Origin of the sequence: Flavobacterium hungaricum, from assembly GCF_015182285.1 — a bacterium.
Lineage (GTDB): Bacteria > Bacteroidota > Bacteroidia > Flavobacteriales > Flavobacteriaceae > Flavobacterium > Flavobacterium hungaricum.
The window spans coordinates 1-17825 of record NZ_PRDM01000002.1; the positions used below are offsets into that span (position 1 = coordinate 1).

The 17825-nt window shown below is 31.5% G+C and carries 15 protein-coding genes and 1 tRNA gene; 6 read left to right on the top strand and 10 right to left on the bottom strand.

Features of this window, described 5'->3' with window-relative positions; genetic code table 11:
• Nucleotides 1–231, top strand: a 231-nt coding sequence (locus C4F50_RS25615; protein ID WP_228011991.1) for a hypothetical protein, incomplete at its 5' end; no start/stop codon positions are given.
• Nucleotides 232–617: 386 nt separating this feature from the next.
• Here the strand turns inward: C4F50_RS25615 and ybeY are convergent.
• Both ybeY and C4F50_RS07690 read right to left on the bottom strand, forming a co-directional pair.
• Nucleotides 618–1037 carry an rRNA maturation RNase YbeY gene (ybeY, locus tag C4F50_RS07685; protein ID WP_193845867.1) on the bottom strand — a complete coding sequence of 140 codons (420 nt, stop codon included), beginning with the start codon at nt 1035–1037 and terminating at the stop codon, nt 618–620.
• A complete protein-coding gene (locus C4F50_RS07690) occupies nt 1034–4420 on the bottom strand; it encodes a coiled-coil domain-containing protein (RefSeq protein WP_193845868.1) in 3387 nt (1128 codons plus the stop codon). The genes ybeY and C4F50_RS07690 overlap by 4 nt, the downstream gene beginning before the upstream one ends.
• A 164-nt stretch (nt 4421–4584) precedes the next feature.
• On the opposite strand from C4F50_RS07690, the gene gltX reads away from it, so the two are divergent.
• Both gltX and C4F50_RS07700 read left to right on the top strand, forming a co-directional pair.
• A complete protein-coding gene (gene gltX, locus C4F50_RS07695) occupies nt 4585–6078 on the top strand; it encodes a glutamate--tRNA ligase (protein WP_193845869.1) in 1494 nt (497 codons plus the stop codon).
• A 189-nt stretch (nt 6079–6267) separates the two neighbouring features.
• Nucleotides 6268–7251, top strand: a complete 984-nt coding sequence (locus C4F50_RS07700; protein WP_193845870.1) for an SPFH domain-containing protein — start codon at nt 6268–6270, stop codon at nt 7249–7251.
• 26 nt (nt 7252–7277) lie between these two features.
• On the opposite strand, the gene C4F50_RS07705 is transcribed toward C4F50_RS07700, so the two are convergent.
• From C4F50_RS07705 to C4F50_RS07725, 5 genes are all read right to left on the bottom strand, one after another.
• Entirely contained in the window at nt 7278–7532 is a 255-nt protein-coding gene (locus tag C4F50_RS07705) for a DUF6327 family protein (protein ID WP_193845871.1), read from the bottom strand.
• Between the two features lie 3 nt (nt 7533–7535).
• Nucleotides 7536–7886, bottom strand: coding sequence for a competence protein (locus C4F50_RS07710; protein ID WP_193845872.1), 351 nt, complete (start codon nt 7884–7886; stop codon nt 7536–7538).
• A gap of 73 nt (nt 7887–7959) precedes the next feature.
• Complete coding sequence (locus tag C4F50_RS07715; protein WP_193845873.1) at nt 7960–8286, bottom strand: YtxH domain-containing protein; 327 nt, start codon at nt 8284–8286, stop codon at nt 7960–7962.
• Between the two features lie 93 nt (nt 8287–8379).
• Nucleotides 8380–8856 carry a hypothetical protein gene (locus C4F50_RS07720; RefSeq protein ID WP_193845874.1) on the bottom strand — a complete coding sequence of 159 codons (477 nt, stop codon included), beginning with the start codon at nt 8854–8856 and terminating at the stop codon, nt 8380–8382.
• Nucleotides 8857–9992: 1136 nt separating this feature from the next.
• Nucleotides 9993–12110 (bottom strand): glutamine--tRNA ligase/YqeY domain fusion protein, encoded by a 2118-nt coding sequence (locus tag C4F50_RS07725; protein WP_193845875.1) that lies wholly within the window; start codon nt 12108–12110, stop codon nt 9993–9995.
• Nucleotides 12111–12244: 134 nt separating this feature from the next.
• On the opposite strand from C4F50_RS07725, the gene C4F50_RS07730 reads away from it, so the two are divergent.
• From C4F50_RS07730 to C4F50_RS07740, 3 genes are all read left to right on the top strand, one after another.
• Nucleotides 12245–12463: a hypothetical protein gene (locus tag C4F50_RS07730; protein WP_193845876.1), complete on the top strand. Its 219-nt coding sequence runs from the start codon at nt 12245–12247 to the stop codon at nt 12461–12463.
• Nucleotides 12464–12768: 305 nt separating this feature from the next.
• Entirely contained in the window at nt 12769–13128 is a 360-nt protein-coding gene (gene folB, locus C4F50_RS07735; RefSeq protein ID WP_193845877.1) for a dihydroneopterin aldolase, read from the top strand.
• A 94-nt stretch (nt 13129–13222) separates the two neighbouring features.
• Nucleotides 13223–13293: transfer RNA gene (locus C4F50_RS07740), tRNA-Cys, on the top strand.
• An 876-nt stretch (nt 13294–14169) separates the two neighbouring features.
• Here C4F50_RS07740 and C4F50_RS07745 read toward each other — a convergent pair.
• From C4F50_RS07745 to rnr, 3 genes are read right to left on the bottom strand one after another with little or no spacing between them, the layout of a single operon-like run.
• Nucleotides 14170–14850, bottom strand: a complete 681-nt coding sequence (locus C4F50_RS07745) for a LysE family translocator (protein WP_193845878.1) — start codon at nt 14848–14850, stop codon at nt 14170–14172.
• A 15-nt stretch (nt 14851–14865) separates the two neighbouring features.
• Entirely contained in the window at nt 14866–15534 is a 669-nt protein-coding gene (locus C4F50_RS07750) for a head GIN domain-containing protein (RefSeq protein WP_193845879.1), read from the bottom strand.
• Nucleotides 15535–15563: 29 nt separating this feature from the next.
• Nucleotides 15564–17744, bottom strand: a complete 2181-nt coding sequence (rnr, locus tag C4F50_RS07755) for a ribonuclease R (RefSeq protein ID WP_193845880.1) — start codon at nt 17742–17744, stop codon at nt 15564–15566.
• Nucleotides 17745–17825 lie beyond the last annotated feature (81 nt).

A 17825-nucleotide genomic window follows, 5' to 3' on the forward strand; every position in this document is an offset into this window, starting at 1 on the left:
CTTTCAAAGCAGAACTTTCAAAGCAGAACTTTCAAAGCAGAACTTTCAAGCAGAACTTTCAAGCAGAACTTTCAAGCAGAACTTTCAAGCAGAACTTTCAAAGCAGAACTTTCAAAACAGAACTTTCAAAGCAGAACTTTCAAAGCAGAACTTTCAAAGCAGAACTTTCAAAGCAGAACTTTCAAAACAGAACTTTCAAAAGACAACGATAAATCTATACGTTCCACGTGAAACATTCCCATTCACTTCCACAATAAATCCTCAATTCAGAACTCTCAATTCAGAACTCTCAATTCAGAACTCTCAATTCAGAACTCTCAATTCAGAACTCTCAACACATAACATTTAAATCTAAACATTCCACGTGAAACACTTCTCTATAATTTCGTAGTAAAAATTTAATCTAAATCTTTAAATTCTAAACTCTTTAAACTATATGTTTCACGTGAAACATCTTTAATTCGTCTACGTAAAACTTTATAATTCCATGACGTACGTTCCACGTGAAACACATTATCATACCATACTCTTTTAAATAAACTAACCGTTCCACGTGGAACGGTTTATAACAACAAGTATGTTTCACGTGGAACAAATATTAACTAAAAGTAATTTAACTACTGTTCCACGTGAAACATCTTCATCTTTTCTTCTTCTTTCGATCTCATTATTTGAGCCTCAGAATCTGTCTTATCTTTATATCCGCAGTAATGAAGTATACCGTGAGAAAGAACTCTTTTAAGTTCTTCTGTAAACGAAACATTAAAGTCTTTTGCATTATCAGCAACACGTTCTACTGATATGAAAATATCTCCATTTAGTTCGTTACCAACAGTATAATCAAAACTAATGATATCTGTAAGTGTATCATGATCTAAATATTCTACATTGATTTTATGCAGGTATTCATCATCACAAAATATGTAATTGATTTCTCCTTCGTTTTTATTTTCAGAAACTATAACAGCACTAAGCCAGTCAGTAAAAGCCTGCTCGTCTCCTAAAGTAAAATCTGTTTCGTAATTAAAGTTTATCATTTTGTATTAAAGTATTCTTGAACTTTTTGATTAAAATTCGAGCGCAAAGGTAGTGATTGTCTGTTTAATATTTCTACACTGTTTAGATATTCCAAAAGTGAACTTGGTAAAGCATTAGAACGATTCGTAAAATCTGCCTTATTAGATTCAGATTGTCTTTGTGTATCCTGTCCTTGCTGTTGAATTGCATTATTTAATTTCCATAACTCTTGTTGGATATTTAATATACGCTGTAAGTTTTCGTTCTTAAAACCTTTATTTAAAATCTGCTTTTCAGATTGTTTCATTTGATCGATAACCGATCTTCCCTGAGCATCTAAACCTTTTTTAGCAAGTTCTTTTTGAAGAGCTTCACGAAGTTTGACCTGCTCTTTGTATATCTCCATAATGGCTTCTGCATCTCCCTCACCATCTTCACCGTCTTTTCCGTTCTGTTCTCCTTTACCATTTTTTCCGTCTTTACCAGAAGAACCTTTATCACCTCCTTTACCTTGTCCTTCTTTACCCTGACCACCTTGTGCCTGACCTGGTTTTCCATCTTTACCTTCTCCAGGTTTATTTCCCGGTTTCTGACCAGACTGCATTCCGTCTTTCATCTTATCAGCAAGGCCTTTTTGTTTCTGTATAATATCTGGTAACTGCATCCCTTGGCCATCTCCTGGTTTTGGTTTACCCGCACCTGGTTTAGACATTGACATCTGCATATTGTTTAATAAGTCACTTAAGAAATCTGCTAATTTATTGGCTGATGAAACCGCATATTGCTGGTGTGAAACTCCTCTTGGAATTTGAACATCGGTCAGCGTTTCAATTGCTTTATCCATATTGTATTGAACGTTTCCAATTTCTTTAGTAACATCTTCTGCTACCTTAGGATTACGAAGTGAAAGTGCAAACAAACTGTCGTCAACATGTCTGAACTGCTGCTTTAAATTCTGTTGAATTTTAATATTTTTTGTGAATGTAGAAGAACCCAATTTCATTGCTTTAAACTGTTTCATCACATCTTCCTGTGATAAAGAATATGCTAAAAGGTTATCTAAAATTTGACGAAGCATAGCAACGTCTTCTTCCATTTGTTCCTGCTCGCCACCTTCCATTTCGCTCTGCATACCTTGAGCCATATCTTTCATTTTCTTGGCCGCACTTTTCTGTTTTGGCTTAGCTGAAGAAGTATTCTTTTTACCTAATTCTTCTGAAGCTTTTTGAAGATCATTATCTACATCTTTCTCTTTTGAAGCATCAGATGGAATATCCAAAGGTTTCTTTAAAGTCTTATTTTCTTCTTTAAGATCTTTTAAATCTTCCTGAATTTTATCAAAAGACTTATTGATTTCATCTTGCTTTTCTTTAGTATTTTCTTTCTCTTTATTAGAAAGCTGTTCTTGCTGGTCTGCCAATTTATTTAGTTTCTCTGCGACTTGTTCTGCTTTCTTAGAAACATAAAAACGTTTGGTTAACTCTACCAATTGTTCTAAATTACGAGATTGGTTTTTACTAATTTGTTTGAACTTTTCCATCTTATCAAACAGTTCTTCGCTGTTTAATTTATCGTTTAAGTTCTTCAATTCGTCTAATAATTTTTGATTCTTTTCTAAATCTTTCTCAGCATTATCCAAACGCTTTTGGAGATCTTCGGCTGTTTTATCTTTTTTGTCTTCTTTGAATTTATCCAAATTCTTGTTCATCTTCTCAGAAAATTGTTTCATCATTTCATCTTGTTGTTTCTGACGTTTGATAAAATCATTGATCTTCTGTTGATCTTTAAACTCTAAATTATCTTTTTCTTTTCCGGTATTTTGAAGTTTATCCATTTCAGAAATCTGCTTGGTTTGATTCTTCAAAGACTTAGATAAACTATTGATATTACTATTCTGCTGTTGTAATTCTTGGTCTTGAATTTCATCTACTGTTGCTACTCTATCTGAAAACGTTGAAGACTTTGTACTCTTAAATCCGTGTGGTGCATCATTATCAAAAACTTCAAAATAGTATTCATAAGATACTCCTTCTTCTACAGGAAGGTTACTTGGAAAATTAAAAACAAACTGATCAAATACTCCAGACTTTACCGGAATGTTTCCACGTTTTGCAGACTGCGGTTTATTGCGTTCGTAGTACACAATTTGCAATCTTGAAAGTCCATAATCATCTCCCAATCTACCTAAAATATAATTCTTATCCAGCTTCAAACTGTCTGGCGCAGGACCCACATTAATGGTTGGAAACTGATCTTTAATGACAGAAAGCTGATAATCGAGCTTTTCGTAGTTTTTAACCTTATTATTTGATGTAAGTATTTGATATTCGGTATTTTGACTTATATTTTTAGCTAATTTGAACTCGTTTTCAAGTTTATTGAACTTGATCAATTCTTGATCTCTTTTCCATACAATTTCTTGTGTAGATTTGGTGTTCATTTTCCAGGTAACAGTCGTTCCCTCAGGTACAATTGCATTTCCAGTTCCTTGAATAGTCTCTGATTTTTTCTTTAGATAAGAAGGAAAATTTAAAACCATTTCGAAGTTTGCAATCGACGGAACTGTGATCACTTTCAATTCAAATTCTTCTGAAACTACATTATTTCCTTCAAAAGAAAATTGAATATTATCCATTGGTTTCTCTACTTTGAATTCGAATTTTCCTGTTTGTGAAGATTCCATAAAATAGCTTTCATCACCAATATGAATCATCACATTTTCTGGAACAACGTTTCCAACAGATTCCATTTTGATCACAAAATCTTTGTTTTGCTCTGCTTGAAGATTCGAATTTAAAACCACAAATTTAAATGGAGCTGGTGGTAAAAATGCCGAATTAAAATGCACTACTCTATTCAAACTCTGCGAAATGACACTGCTATTTCCAGAAATGTAAAACACCGCAAAAAGCAAAATCGGAACTAAAGCTAACGGTAAATATTTTTTATTTGCTTTAAAATTAATTGCATTTCCAAATGGAATTGGCTGAAGCGAATTGGCTTTTTGCTCGATGGAAGCCATCACTAATTCTGAACTTTCATTAGAATTTTCAGCAGAAGATAATTGTAAAAAATTGGTAAGCTTATCACTTACTTCTGTAAAATGATTACCAATAATTTTAGAAGCTTCTGTATAATCTATTCCCTTTTGAAGTTTGAATAACTTGAATAATGGAAAAACAATTAACCGAACCAAAAGAAAAATTTCTACTGCGATAAACAGCCAGAATAAAAACGTTCTCCCTAATGGTTTTAACCAAAGAAAGTATTCTATAAAAAGCGTAAACAAGAAATATAAAAGTCCGAATCCTGTAAAAAGAAGTATCCCTTTTATCAATTCGTTAGTATAATATTTTTTAATGAACGCTTCTAGCTTTTGATATATCGCAGATGTTGTTTTCAAAATAAATCTCTTTTAATTATAACCTATAAAAGTAGTAATTATAATAATATCTTTTTAAGATTCTAAGTTACTAAGACGCTAAGGTTGTAAGCTTAGAAAATCTAAAATCAACATTCTGAAATCTAAAATCATAAAACGTATCTTTGCAACAAAATTTATACAAAATGTCAAAGCAAGTTCGTGTGCGTTTTGCACCAAGTCCAACAGGGGCCTTACACATTGGTGGTGTTCGTACTGCCCTATTCAATTATTTGTTTGCCAAAAAACACAATGGCGTTTTTTATCTGAGAATTGAAGATACAGATCAGACGCGTTTTGTTCCTGGAGCCGAAGCTTATATTATGGAAGCATTGGAATGGTTAGGAATTTCTCCTGAAGAAACAGTTGGAAAAAATGAAAAATTTGGTCCGTACAGACAAAGCGAACGAAAAGAATTATATAAAAATTATGCTGCTCAATTGATTAATTCGGGATGGGCATATTATGCTTTTGATACTCCGGAAGCACTTGATGCTCTAAGAAAAGAGTGTGAAGCAGAAAAGAAAACCTTTATTTACAATCATACGAATCGTGAAAAATTAGATACTTCTTTAGTTATTTCTGCTGACGAAGTTTCTAAGAGAATTGCAAATGGCGAACATTACGTGATCCGTTTTAAAACTCCGGTTAACGAAACTTTGCATCTAAAAGATATCATTCGCGGGGATGTTAATTTCGAAACTAATTTATTAGATGATAAAGTTTTGTTTAAAAGTGACGGAATGCCCACTTACCATTTGGCGAATATCGTTGATGATCATTTGATGGAAACTTCTCATGTAATTCGTGGTGAAGAATGGTTGCCGTCTATGCCTCTTCATGTTTTATTGTACAGAGCTTTTGGTTGGGACGCTCCAGAATTTGCACATTTACCTTTGATTTTAAAACCAAGCGGAAAAGGAAAATTATCAAAACGTGATGGAGAAGTCGGCGGATTTCCTGTTTTTCCTTTAGACTGGAAAGGCTTGAAAGGATTTAAAGGGGAAGGATATTTACCAGAAGCATTAGTAAATTTTCTATCTATGATTGGTTGGAACGATGGAACTGAAAAAGAATATTTTACTTTAGAAGAATTATGCCAATCATTTGATTTAAACAGAGTTCATAAAGCAGGCGCAAGATTTGATATTGACAAAGCAAAATCTGTTAATCATCATTACTTATCAAACAAAAGTGATTCATTTTTAGCGGAGGCTTTTCAACCAGTTTTAGAAGAAAAGCAAATTAAAGTTTCTAATGATGTCATCGAAAAAATAATGTCACTGATAAAAGATCGTCTGGTTTTAACAAATGATATTTGGGATCTAACTGATTTCTTTTTTCAGGCTCCAACATCTTATGATGAAAAAGCAAGCAAAAACTGGAAAGAAGAAACACCGGCATTAATGCAGGAATTGATTTCTACTCTTGAATATATCGAAGGTTTTGACTCAGCAAATATTGAAGCAATTGTAAAAGATTGGTTAACCAAAAACGAAATCGGAATGGGTAAAGTTATGCAGCCTTTCCGTTTAAGTTTAGTTGGAGCTTTAAAAGGTCCTCACCTATTTGATATTGTTGAGATCATTGGAAAAGAAGAAACTATTTCAAGAATTCAGAAAGCAATTGCAACTTTATAAAAAATTTACCATTAAGATATTAAGTTGATTAAGCCTTACTTAAAGTAAAAAAACTTAAATATTTTAAAGATTCAAAAAAACGCTGGGAACATTTACAAAATGTTTCCAGCGTTTTTTTAATGTCTAAAAATTTTATTTTAGGAGAATTTTCGTAATTTACCAAAATCATAAACATAAATTAAATTAACCATGGGTACAGCATTTATTATCTTATTAGTATTCGCATTCTTCATTTTGATGTCTTCCTTTTTCACTGTCAAACAACAATCTTCTGTTGTAATAGAAAGGTTTGGAAAATTTCTGAGTGTTAGAAATTCAGGATTACAATTAAAAATTCCGATTGTAGATCGAATTGCAGGACGTGTAAATCTTAAAATTCAACAGCTTGATGTTATCATCGAAACCAAAACCAAAGACAACGTTTTTATCAAAATGAAAGTTTCAGTTCAGTTCAAAGTGATACAGGAAAAAGTATACGAAGCATTTTATAAACTAGAATATCCACACGATCAGATTACATCTTATGTATTTGATGTCGTTCGTGCAGAAGTTCCGAAACTAAAATTGGATGACGTTTTTGAAAGAAAAGATGATATTGCAGTTGCAGTAAAACGTGAATTAAACGAAGCAATGTCTACTTATGGATACGATATCATCAATACTTTGGTTACTGATATTGACCCGGACATTCAGGTAAAAAATGCGATGAACAGAATCAACGCTGCCGATAGAGAAAAAACAGCTGCAGAATTTGAAGCAGAAAGTTCAAGAATTAGAATTGTTGCCAAAGCAAAAGCTGAAGCAGAAAGTAAACGTTTACAAGGTCAAGGTATTGCAGATCAGCGTCGCGAAATTGCAAGAGGTCTTGTAGAAAGTGTTGAAGTTTTGAACAATGTCGGCATTAATTCTCAAGAAGCTTCTGCCCTAATTGTAGTAACACAACATTACGATACTTTACAATCTATCGGATCAGATTCTAATTCAAACTTAATTCTTCTTCCAAATTCGCCGCAAGCCGGAAGTGATATGCTGAATAATATGGTAGCTTCATTCTCTGCATCGAACCAAGTGGGTGAAATGATGAAAAAGAACAATACTAAAAAAGTAGAAAAACCAAACAGACCAGCTCCACCTCAATCTGGTTACGAAGATGATACAGTTCCAGAAAATTAAATAAATATCAAAAATGAAAAAGAGGCTTAACTGCCTCTTTTTTTATTGATAAACCAACCAAATATATACGGAAGAATTGATTGCAGAATGCTTACATAAGAATTTGTAAAGTAATCTTTATACGAAGATAAAAATCCGTTTACGATATATTGAGGTGTAATGCTTTCTTTGGTTTTCTGAAAACTCAAAACCAATTTATGATAATTGATCTCTTTTTCTAATTTTAAAATTTCGAGATCTTTTTCGATTGCGGCATACGAAGAGTATTTTTTTCTTTCCATAAATTAATCATTAAAAAAGATTTCTGAAAATTTTTCTAGAATTGGTCCTTCGACAATCTTATCTTTTACAAAGAAAAGTAAAACAGTAACAAAAAGATAGATCCCTCCTACTGCCAAAAATCCGAGTGCATTACTTTTAAATAAATCACCAAAAGCATACGCTGCTGCAAAAGATCCAAAAATTAGAACCATACTAAAACAAAGCAAAATCAATGTAAACTTTAAAATTAAAGTAGTTGATTTCATTGCTACTTTAAAACCCCAAAGTTTATAATACGCAAGCTGGCTGTCTAAATATGCTTTAGCCTGATCTTGAATATTATCGGTGTTTTCTTTTAAATCTTCAAAAGCCATAATTATTATAATTGAAAAAGCACAAAACTAACTTATAGAATAAGTCAGCTCTGTGCCTTTATAAAACATTTTTTTATTTTTGAAATTTTGCGTTTTGAGCTTTTAAGTCAGCAAGTTTCGTTTCTAAGAAAGTAATTACCTCCTCTGTTTTATGACTTACATTTGAAAGTAAATCATTTAAAGTTCCGTCAAGATTCTGAGTTGCACTTGTGAATTTTTCACGAAGAACTTCAGAACCAGCTCCAATAGAATCTTTCAAATTATTAGTAGTATCATCAATACCTTCTTTTAATTTTGCTCTTGTTTTAGATCCTTTATCTGGAGCAAATAAGATTCCGATTGCTGCTCCTGCAGCTGCAGCTGCTAAAATTGCTGCTGCTGTATTTAAGTTTTTAGACATGATAATTACAATTTAAATTTAGTAATAAAGATAACCTTTTTTAAATGTATAAAATTCTCAATAATTGTAATTTACAAAAAATTAACAATCTATTTAATACACATAGGTTACAGCTTCATATTTTCCATCTTTTTCTACAAAGCTTACAAACGGAGAACCATTGGTAGCGGACTTAGTTTTGATTCTCATAGCAGTTTGTTTCTGGTTAGCAATAGGCGGTTCCCCTTTTGTCCTAGTCGAAACTCCTGTAAAAGTACCCGTCTGTTTCAGTCCTATAGTCTTTTCTTGAGGCAGAACAGTTACCATTTTGTAATCGTCTTTTGAATCTACTATTACTTTATCAGAAATTTTCTGAGTTTGTTTTGATTGTTTGTTTGTAATAGATGAAACGGCATGTTTACTAATTTTAATTTCTTCAGAGCTTCCAACTGTTGAATAGTAAATTAAACCATTTTCATTTTTAATGAAATTAACATCTAGAGTTTCACCATTGTGTTTTGTGATTTGGTGTGTTTGAGAAATTGCAATATTTGCAAATAATAACGATAGCGTAAAATATAAAATTTTCATGATAATTAAGATTTAAATTAAAAAATGGCCAGACTCGAAATTTAAAACTAAACTTTACACCAATTCAACATTATGGAATTTTGTACATTATGATACAATTTGAAAAATACCTTTTACGCGAAATATTATCAAAATTATATCATAATAAAAATGAGAACATAAAATTGTCTTTTCAAGAAATCAATTTTGAAATTATATTGAAATAAAAATTATCAGTTTTTAATTTCAGTACAAATTCGGTTTAGATTCTTTAACGGTAAATTTTAATTTTATAAAAATCATCACTGACTTTTTGGTATGGAGTTAAAAATAGCATCTTTATAAACAATTGTGTGTTAACAACCCGTTAAACTGATAAAAATAACAACTAAAACTAAAATAAAGAGCTTATTTAAACAATAATTCAAAAAACGAGTTATGAGTCATTATCTTTAAAAATCACTCTTAAAATCCATCTATTTAAGTCATTTTTAATAAATAATATTTATATAAAATAATATTTAAATATAAATTCTAAATAATAGATAGAATTTTATAAATCTAATTTTAAAATAACTTTTATCAATATTAAAAAATTTCCTTTTTGATCCCAAAAATTGAAAATGAAATGAAAAAGAAAAATTTAATCACTCAAAATTTTAAAAAAGGAGCTAAAATCGGCAAAAATCAAAATAAAGCTTTTTAATAAATGATTTTTAAAATTATGAAAAGGAAGTCGGAAGAATTTTAAACTGGCTGCAAAATCAATCTATGTTAATCGTTTTTAATTTAAAAAATTTATAAAAATTAGTATTTCAATCAATAAAATAAATAATTAATAAAATATATAAAATTTAAAAATTAATAAATTTAAACTATAAAATAATTTTTTTCTATGATGATTGACTAAAAATCAAAAAATATCAATTATTCCCTCAAAAATTATTTTAAAAACAACAAAACCTCAAATAAAGCTTTCTATTGAATTATTTTTTAAATTACGAAATGGAAGCAGGAAGATTTAAAAAAATAGCTTAAAATTAATTTATGAAAGCTAATTTTAATTTATAAAAATTATTAAATTTACTTTTTCAATAGTTATTTTATATAATAAAAAAAAGCGCTTATAAAAGCGCTTTTAATAAATTTAGTTGATATTACTTCTTTACCATTTCAGAAAGAATTTCAATTTCTCTTTCTGAAGCATTTTTTGGCGGATTAGAAAATAATATTAAAATTTGATCCGAAAATTGGTTTCTCAGATTTTCGTTTTCAATATCTCTCAAATTCAAAAGTGCTTTTGATCTCACATAAGTAGATTCACTTTTTAAAGACATTCCGTATAGTTTAAGAATATCTTCTTCTTCAACATCAGCCGATTTCAATCTTGAATATTTCAAAATAAACTGAGCAAAAAGCAATGAACTCTTATTATTGTTGATATTTTTCTTTAAAGAATTCTGTAACAAAGAGAAACTAGAAACATTTTTGATGCTCTCCCCTATTGCACTTTCAATTGCAATACGTTCTGGCTTAGTCTCAACTTTAAAATATTTATTGATATCTTTTAAAGAATTATTAATACTGTTTTCTTCTTTTTTTCCTTTTTCTTCCCAAGCATCTTTTAGTCCAACAGTTTTGTTAAATACTAATTTTGAAGTAGTTGAGTCTTTATCAACAGTAAAATAACCTAAACGTTGAAACTGAAATTTATCTTCATTTTGAGCTGTTGCTAAACTTGGTTCAACATATCCAGTAACGATTTCTAACGAATTTGGATTAACAAAATCTAAGAAATTTTTGTCTTTATAACTGTCCGGTGCTTCATCTGTAAACAAACGATCGTATAAACGAACTTCTGCTTCTAATGCATGCTGAATTGAAACCCAATGCAACGTTCCAGATACTTTTCTCTGACTAGCTTCTGTCCCGCTTCCGCTTAAAGAATCGGTATCATAAGTTACATGAATTTCTGTAATATTTCCTTCGGCATCTTTTACAACAGATTCACCTTTAATGATATACGCATTTTTAAGACGTACCTCTTTTCCTAAAGTTAAACGGAAAAATTTAGCAGGAGCTTCTTCTAAAAAGTCTTCTCTCTCAATGTACAATTCACGAGAAAAAGGTACTTTTCTAAAACCAGCATTTTCATCTTCTTGGTTATTTTCAGCTTCCAGCCACTCCTCTTTTCCTTCTGGATAATTGGTAATTACCAGTTTTACAGGATCTAAAACAGCCATTACACGTGGTGCAATTTTGTTCAAATCTTCACGAATACAGAATTCTAAAACCGATACATTGATCAAATTATCACGTTTTGCAATACCAATTGTATTGGCAAAATTACGTAAAGAAGCTGCAGTATAACCACGTCTTCTTAACCCAGAAATTGTTGACATTCTTGGATCATCCCAACCGTTAACATGCTTTTCTTTAACTAGTTGCTGTAATTTTCTTTTACTAACAACCGTATGCGATAAGTTACGTCTTGCAAATTCTCTCTGCTTTGGACGCAGTTTATTTTCGTCTAAAATCTGATCTAAAAACCAATCGTATAATTCACGGTGAGGCAAGAATTCAAGTGTACAAAATGAATGTGAAATGGCTTCTAAATAATCACTTTGTCCGTGTGCCCAGTCGTACATTGGATAGATTTTCCAACTGTCACCCGTTCTATGGTGATGCTTGTGTAAAATCCTGTACATGATAGGATCACGCATCAACATATTGGTTGATTTCATGTCTATTTTTGCACGAAGAATATGTGTACCAGCCTCAAATTCACCGTTTTTCATTCTCTCGAACAAATCTAAATTTTCTTCAACAGAACGATTTCTGTACGGACTATCAGTTCCTACAGTCGATGGCGTTCCTTTTTGAATTGCCATATCTTCAGAAGATTGGCTGTCAACATAAGCTTTATCTTTTTTAATTAATAAAACTGCCCAATCGTACAATTGCTGAAAATAATCTGATGCATAACGCTCTTCTGCCCAGGTATAACCCAGCCATTCAACGTCTTTTTTAATGGCGTCAACAAATTCCTGTTCTTCTTTCTCTGGATTTGTATCGTCAAAACGTAAATTCACAGGAGATTGATAATCAATTCCTAAACCAAAATTTAAAGCAATAGAACTAGCGTGTCCAATGTGTAAATAACCGTTTGGTTCTGGTGGAAAACGAAAATGAAGTTTAGTTTGTGAAAGACCTGATTTTAAATCTTCCTCTATGATTTGTTCAATAAAATTGAGTGATTTCTCTTCTGATGCCATTATTTTATAGTAATTTTAGCAAAGATAAAAAAAAGGTTTCAGGTTTCAGGTTTAAAGTTACTTAACTGGAGTTAAACCTGAAACTTTAAACTTGAAACTAAATTTATTGGTATTTTTGTATAAATATTGAAGTTATGAGACAATTAACCGTTACAATTCCAGACGATTTTTACGAAACTTTTATTAGTTTTTTTAAGCATATGCCTGATGTTTCTATAAATGAAACTCAAGAGAATGAAATTCCGCTTTGGCAGCAAGAAATGGTTTTAGATCGTATTAAAAATGCTAAGCCAGAAGATTATATAAGCTGGGAAGAATCAAAAAAAAGACTCAACGCTAAATGGAATAAATAAAAAATAATGTTTGAAATAATTATTCTATTACGCGCTGATTTAGAAGTAGATGAAATTGCCGAATAATATGAATCTCTATCAGATGGTTTAGGAACAAAATTCTTTAATGAGTATCAGAAATATGTAGATACTTTAAATACATTTCCATTTTTTGAGGAAAAATATAATATTGTCCGCACATTACCACTAAAGAAATTCCCTTACACTATTCATTTTACAGTTGATGAAATTAACAAAATAGTTGCTATTCATGCTGTAACTTCTAATTACCAAGATCCAAACACTACAAGAATAAAATTATAAAAATGGGAATCATTAAACTTAAAAATATCCGTACTTTTTCTTACCATGGATGTTTAATTGAAGAAGGAAAAATAGGATCTGATTACACTGTAGATCTAAAAATAAAAACCAATTTACAGAAATCTGCTCAAACAGATCATCTTTTGGATACTGTTGATTACGTTCATTTGAACAAAATTGTGACCGAAGAAATGGCAATTCGTTCGCATTTATTAGAACATGTGGCTAAAAGAATCAATATTCGTGTATTGGCAGAGATAGAAACTGTAGAAAAAACAACAGTTTGGGTTTCTAAAATAAATCCTCCTATTGGTGGTGATGTTGAGTCAGTTACTATAAAAATGACAGAAATTAGAAAGTAATTATTTTATTTAAAATCGTATTTTTTCAAAATAGTTCATTCGAAACTTTTGAAATTTAAAGATTTTAGTTACTTTTGCCATCCGTTCAAGTAATGGCGTCGTGGCCGAGCGGCTAGGCTGGGCTCTGCAAAAGCTCCTACTCCGGTTCGAATCCGGACGATGCCTCTAAAACCTTCAAGGAAACTTGGAGGTTTTTTTTATGATTAATTTTTAGAAAAAATTAGATAAAGATTTACGTTCGAATCCGGACGATGCCTCAAGAAGATATACAGAAATGTGTCTCTTTTTTTTATGCCTAATTTTTCCGCAGTCTTGTCATTTCGACGAAGGAGAAATCCTCGCAAGAAGCTCCACAAAGATTGAATATTCATTTAGGAGTTACTCGTGGAGGATACAGAAATGTGTCTCTTTTTTATACCTAATTTTTCCGCAATCTTGTCATTTCGATGTAAGGAGAAATCTTTGCAAGAAGCTCCACAAAGATTGAATATTCACTTCGGAGTTACTCGTGGAGGATACAGAAATGTGTCTCTTTTTTTTATGCCTAATTTTTCCGCAATCTTGTCATTTCGACGTAAGGAGAAATCTTAACAAGAAGCTCCACAAAGATTAAATATTCATTTCGGAGTTACTCATGGAGGATACAGAAATGTGTCTCTTTTTTTATGCCTAATTTTTCCGCAATCTTGTCATTTCGACGAAGGAGAAATCTTCGCAAGAGGCTCCACAAAGATTGAATATTCATTTAGGAGTTACTCGTGGAGGATACAGAAATGTGTCTCTTTTTTTATACCTAATTTTTCCGCAATCTTGTCATTTCGACAAAGGAGAAATCTTCGCAAGAAGCTCCACAAAGATTGAATATTTATTTCGGAGTTATTCGTGGAGATTTCTCCTTCTTCTGAATAACAAACCAGACTAAAATAACAATCAACTTTGTTAAATTTTAAAAACCTTGACAAAGGTCTAATAAACAATAATAAACACAAAAAAACCTCTGAAATTCAGAGGTTTTATTTTATAATTTTGAGTTATTAACAACTATTTCTTTTCAATTCTTTCAAAAGCATTTTTTACCATTTCTTTCTCTTTTGGGAACCATCCCTGAGTGATTAAAGCCACTCCAAAAACCATCAAAACAATACTAATTATTTTCTTTATTTTTAGAATATTGTTTGGTGTCATTTTAGACTTTAACTGTTTAGCTAATAGAATTTTAAAACAATCAACTAATAAATAAGTAATAATAACTGATGCAAAAAAGGTAATCATTCTTGAATTCTGCATTTCTAATTTTGGCCCTACAGAAATAATTACTGCCAGCCAAAAACCAAGAACACCAATGTTAATAACGTTAAGTAAAAAACCTTTTATGAATAAACTTCCGTAGTTTCTCTTGATGATATCACGATCAATTTCTTCATCATCCATCTTTTCGTTATTTTTTAATCTAACAAAAGAAATTATACCGTAGGCCAGCATTATAATTCCGCCAAAAATAAAAAGAGCTGGTTTATCTTTTAAGCTCGAAATCAATCTATAACTTCCTAAATAGGCAATTGCTATAAAAAAAATATCACCTAAGACTACACCAAAATCAAAAACAATTGCCGCTCTAAATCCCTTTGTAATACTGGTTTCTAATAGTATAAAAAATACTGGTCCGACCATAAAGCTTAAAAAAAGTCCCCACGGAAGACCAGACACAATATCATTTATCATTCAAAAAAAATTAGTTTATTTTACCTGTTCTATTTTACCTCCAAAAACTTTTTTCTCATTAATTTGTTTTGGATTTCCATAAATGTAAATAGAGCCTCCTGCGTTAACTTTTGCGTCCACAAGGGTCGAAGCATTCACATCTGCTTTTCCGCCCGCAGAAACGCTTACTTTCGTCTGAGAGGTTGCTAATTTACTTGCCAGAAGATATCCTCCCGCTCCTAAACCAGCATCTAGATTATCTGCTTTACCGGTTAAAGTGATTTCACCTCCAGAAACAGAACTCACATTCAGCTTATCAACGTTCAAATCTACATTAATTTTTCCGCCTTCCTGTGCACTAACTTTAAAAGAAGTTGCTTTAATTGTTTCCTTGCCTATAACTTCGGCACCTTCGTTAACATCAATCAATTCTATGTGTTTGTAATACACGGTAATATCTAAATCGTTACCAGATAAAAGTTTTGGAAAAGGCATTCTTAATTTTAATAAGCCTTTCTTGTTAACAACTTCTACTTCTGATTCTCTAGCGCCTTTTATTACAATCTTATTTTCTGAAGACTGTACTAATTTTACACTCAGTTTATCGAAAACCTTAACTGAATCAAAATCTCCTAACTCCTTTGTTACTTGTCCAAAAGACAGTTGCGCAACTAATATTGCGGCTCCTATAATTAACTTTCTCATCTTTAAATTTTTAAATTATTAAATCAACTTTATTCTGCTCTTCGTAAAAAATGAAAATCAAGTTGTTTTTTAACTAAATCGGCATTTTTTACTTTAACGTAAATTTCATCTCCCAATTGTAAAATACTGTTTGAAGTCGCACCAACCAAGGCATACTGTTTTTCATCAAAAGTATAATAGTCGTCTTTTATCTCACGGATTCTAACCATTCCTTCGCATTTGTTAGAAACAATTTCAACATAAATTCCCCATTCGGTAACACCAGAAATAACACCAAGGAATTCTTCATCCTGATGATCCTGCATGTATTTGACCTGCATGTATTTAATACTGTCACGCTCAGCATTTGTAGCCAGACTTTCCATATTAGAACAATGCAGTGATTTTGTTTCATACGTTTCTTCGTCTACAGAGGCACCTCCATCCAGATAATACTGCAATAAACGATGTACCATAACGTCTGGATAACGACGAATAGGCGAAGTAAAATGGCTGTAATAATCAAAGGCTAAACCATAATGGCCAATATTATCTGTAGAATATTTGGCTTTACTCATACTTCTAATAGCAAGAGTATCAATAAGGTTTTGTTCTTTTTTACCATTTACTTCTTCCATCAAAGCATTCAATGATTTTGAAATATCTCCTTTGTTTCTGAAGTCAATTTTATAACCAAACTTTGCAATTACTTGCTGCATGGCAATCAATTTATCTTCATTTGGTTCATCGTGGATACGATATACAAAGGTTTTCTTTTGTTTTCCGATATATTCGGCAACCTTTCTATTGGCTAAAAGCATGAATTCTTCAATAAGATGATTGGCATCTTTAGAAACTTTAAAATAAACGCCTTCTGGTTCTCCTTCTGCATCCAGATTAAATTTTACTTCTACTTTATCAAAAGAAATAGCACCATTCTGCATTCTTTTCTTTCTTAAAATCTTCGCTAATTCATCCAGTTTCAAAGTTGCTTCTACAATTTCATCAGCAACCACATACGATTCTCCAGTGATAGAAATATCTACAGGAATTGTATTGTCTTTTGTTTCAATAATATACTGAGCCTCTTCATAAGCAAAACGCTGATCAGAATAAATGACCGTTCTGCCAAACCATTGGTTAATAACTTGCGCAGTTGGAGAAACTTCAAAAACGGCAGAGAACGTATATTTCTCTTCATGCGGACGAAGCGAACAAGCAAAATTGGATAAAACTTCTGGAAGCATTGGTACTACCCTATCTACCAGATAAACTGAAGTTGCACGCTGATAGGCTTCATCATCTAGAATAGTTCCCTCTTCCAAATAATAAGAAACATCGGCAATATGAATTCCGATTTCAAAGTTTCCATTCTCTAACTTTTTGAAAGACAATGCATCATCAAAATCTTTAGCATCTTTTGGATCTATCGTATACGTCAATGTATCTCGCATATCACGACGTTTGGCAATCTCAGATTCCTGAATTGAAGTATCCAGCTTTTGTGCAAAAACCTCTACTTCTACCGGAAAATCTGACGGCAGACCGTATTCTGCTAAAATAGCATGAATTTCGGTGTTGTGTTCTCCAGGTTTTCCCAGTACACGAATTACAGATCCAAACGGACTATCGGCTCTTTTTGGCCAGTCTTCTATTTTAACCAATACAACATCACCATTTTCTGCCTCTCCAATTTTGTCTTTTGGAATAAAAATATCCGTGTACATTTTCGGGTTTGCAGTAGAAACAAAAGCAAAATTGGCTTGGATGTCAATAACTCCAACAAATTCTGTTTTGTCTCTTTCTATAACTTCAATTACTTCACCTTCAGGTCTTTTTCCTTTTCTTCTGTTGTAAACATAAACTTTAACCTTGTCTTTGTCTAAAGCACGGTTTAAGTTATTTGTCGGAATAAAAACATCTTCGGTAAAATCAGGACAAATAAAATATGCCGTTTTTCTGCTCGTCATATCTATCGTTCCTTCATAATAATCCTGGCTAACTGCTTTTACTAAATATTTACCAGGTTCAGATTCTACTATTTTGTTAGACGAAGCCAGAATTTTTAAATCTTTTATAATCTGGTTTCTGCTTTTTGTATCGTCAAGTTCAAGTTTTGCTGCTATCTGTTTGTAATTAAATCCTTTATTAGGACTTTGCGATAAAATCTTCAGTATTTTTCCTGAGAAATCCTTGTCATTTTTTATCGGCTTTCTAATTTTCTTACTCATATATCTTTTCTTATAAAGTTTAAAATTACAAATAAGATATCAGATTACAGATTTTAACAAATAGAATTATTAAAATTATAA

Excerpts from the sequence above, each read along its gene's own strand:
- C4F50_RS07720 (WP_193845874.1), bottom strand. The coding sequence starts at position 8,856 with ATGAAAATTTTATATTTTACGCTATCGTTATTATTTGCAAATATTGCA.
- C4F50_RS07725 (WP_193845875.1), bottom strand. The coding sequence starts at position 12,110 with ATGGCATCAGAAGAGAAATCACTCAATTTTATTGAACAAATCATAGAG.
- C4F50_RS07700 (WP_193845870.1), top strand. The coding sequence starts at position 6,268 with ATGGGTACAGCATTTATTATCTTATTAGTATTCGCATTCTTCATTTTG.
- rnr (WP_193845880.1), bottom strand. The coding sequence starts at position 17,744 with ATGAGTAAGAAAATTAGAAAGCCGATAAAAAATGACAAGGATTTCTCA.
- folB (WP_193845877.1), top strand. The coding sequence starts at position 12,769 with ATGGGAATCATTAAACTTAAAAATATCCGTACTTTTTCTTACCATGGA.
- ybeY (WP_193845867.1), bottom strand. The coding sequence starts at position 1,037 with ATGATAAACTTTAATTACGAAACAGATTTTACTTTAGGAGACGAGCAG.
- C4F50_RS07730 (WP_193845876.1), top strand. The coding sequence starts at position 12,245 with ATGAGACAATTAACCGTTACAATTCCAGACGATTTTTACGAAACTTTT.
- C4F50_RS07745 (WP_193845878.1), bottom strand. The coding sequence starts at position 14,850 with ATGATAAATGATATTGTGTCTGGTCTTCCGTGGGGACTTTTTTTAAGC.
- C4F50_RS07705 (WP_193845871.1), bottom strand. The coding sequence starts at position 7,532 with ATGGAAAGAAAAAAATACTCTTCGTATGCCGCAATCGAAAAAGATCTC.
- C4F50_RS07710 (WP_193845872.1), bottom strand. The coding sequence starts at position 7,886 with ATGGCTTTTGAAGATTTAAAAGAAAACACCGATAATATTCAAGATCAG.
- C4F50_RS07715 (WP_193845873.1), bottom strand. The coding sequence starts at position 8,286 with ATGTCTAAAAACTTAAATACAGCAGCAGCAATTTTAGCAGCTGCAGCT.
- gltX (WP_193845869.1), top strand. The coding sequence starts at position 4,585 with ATGTCAAAGCAAGTTCGTGTGCGTTTTGCACCAAGTCCAACAGGGGCC.
- C4F50_RS07750 (WP_193845879.1), bottom strand. The coding sequence starts at position 15,534 with ATGAGAAAGTTAATTATAGGAGCCGCAATATTAGTTGCGCAACTGTCT.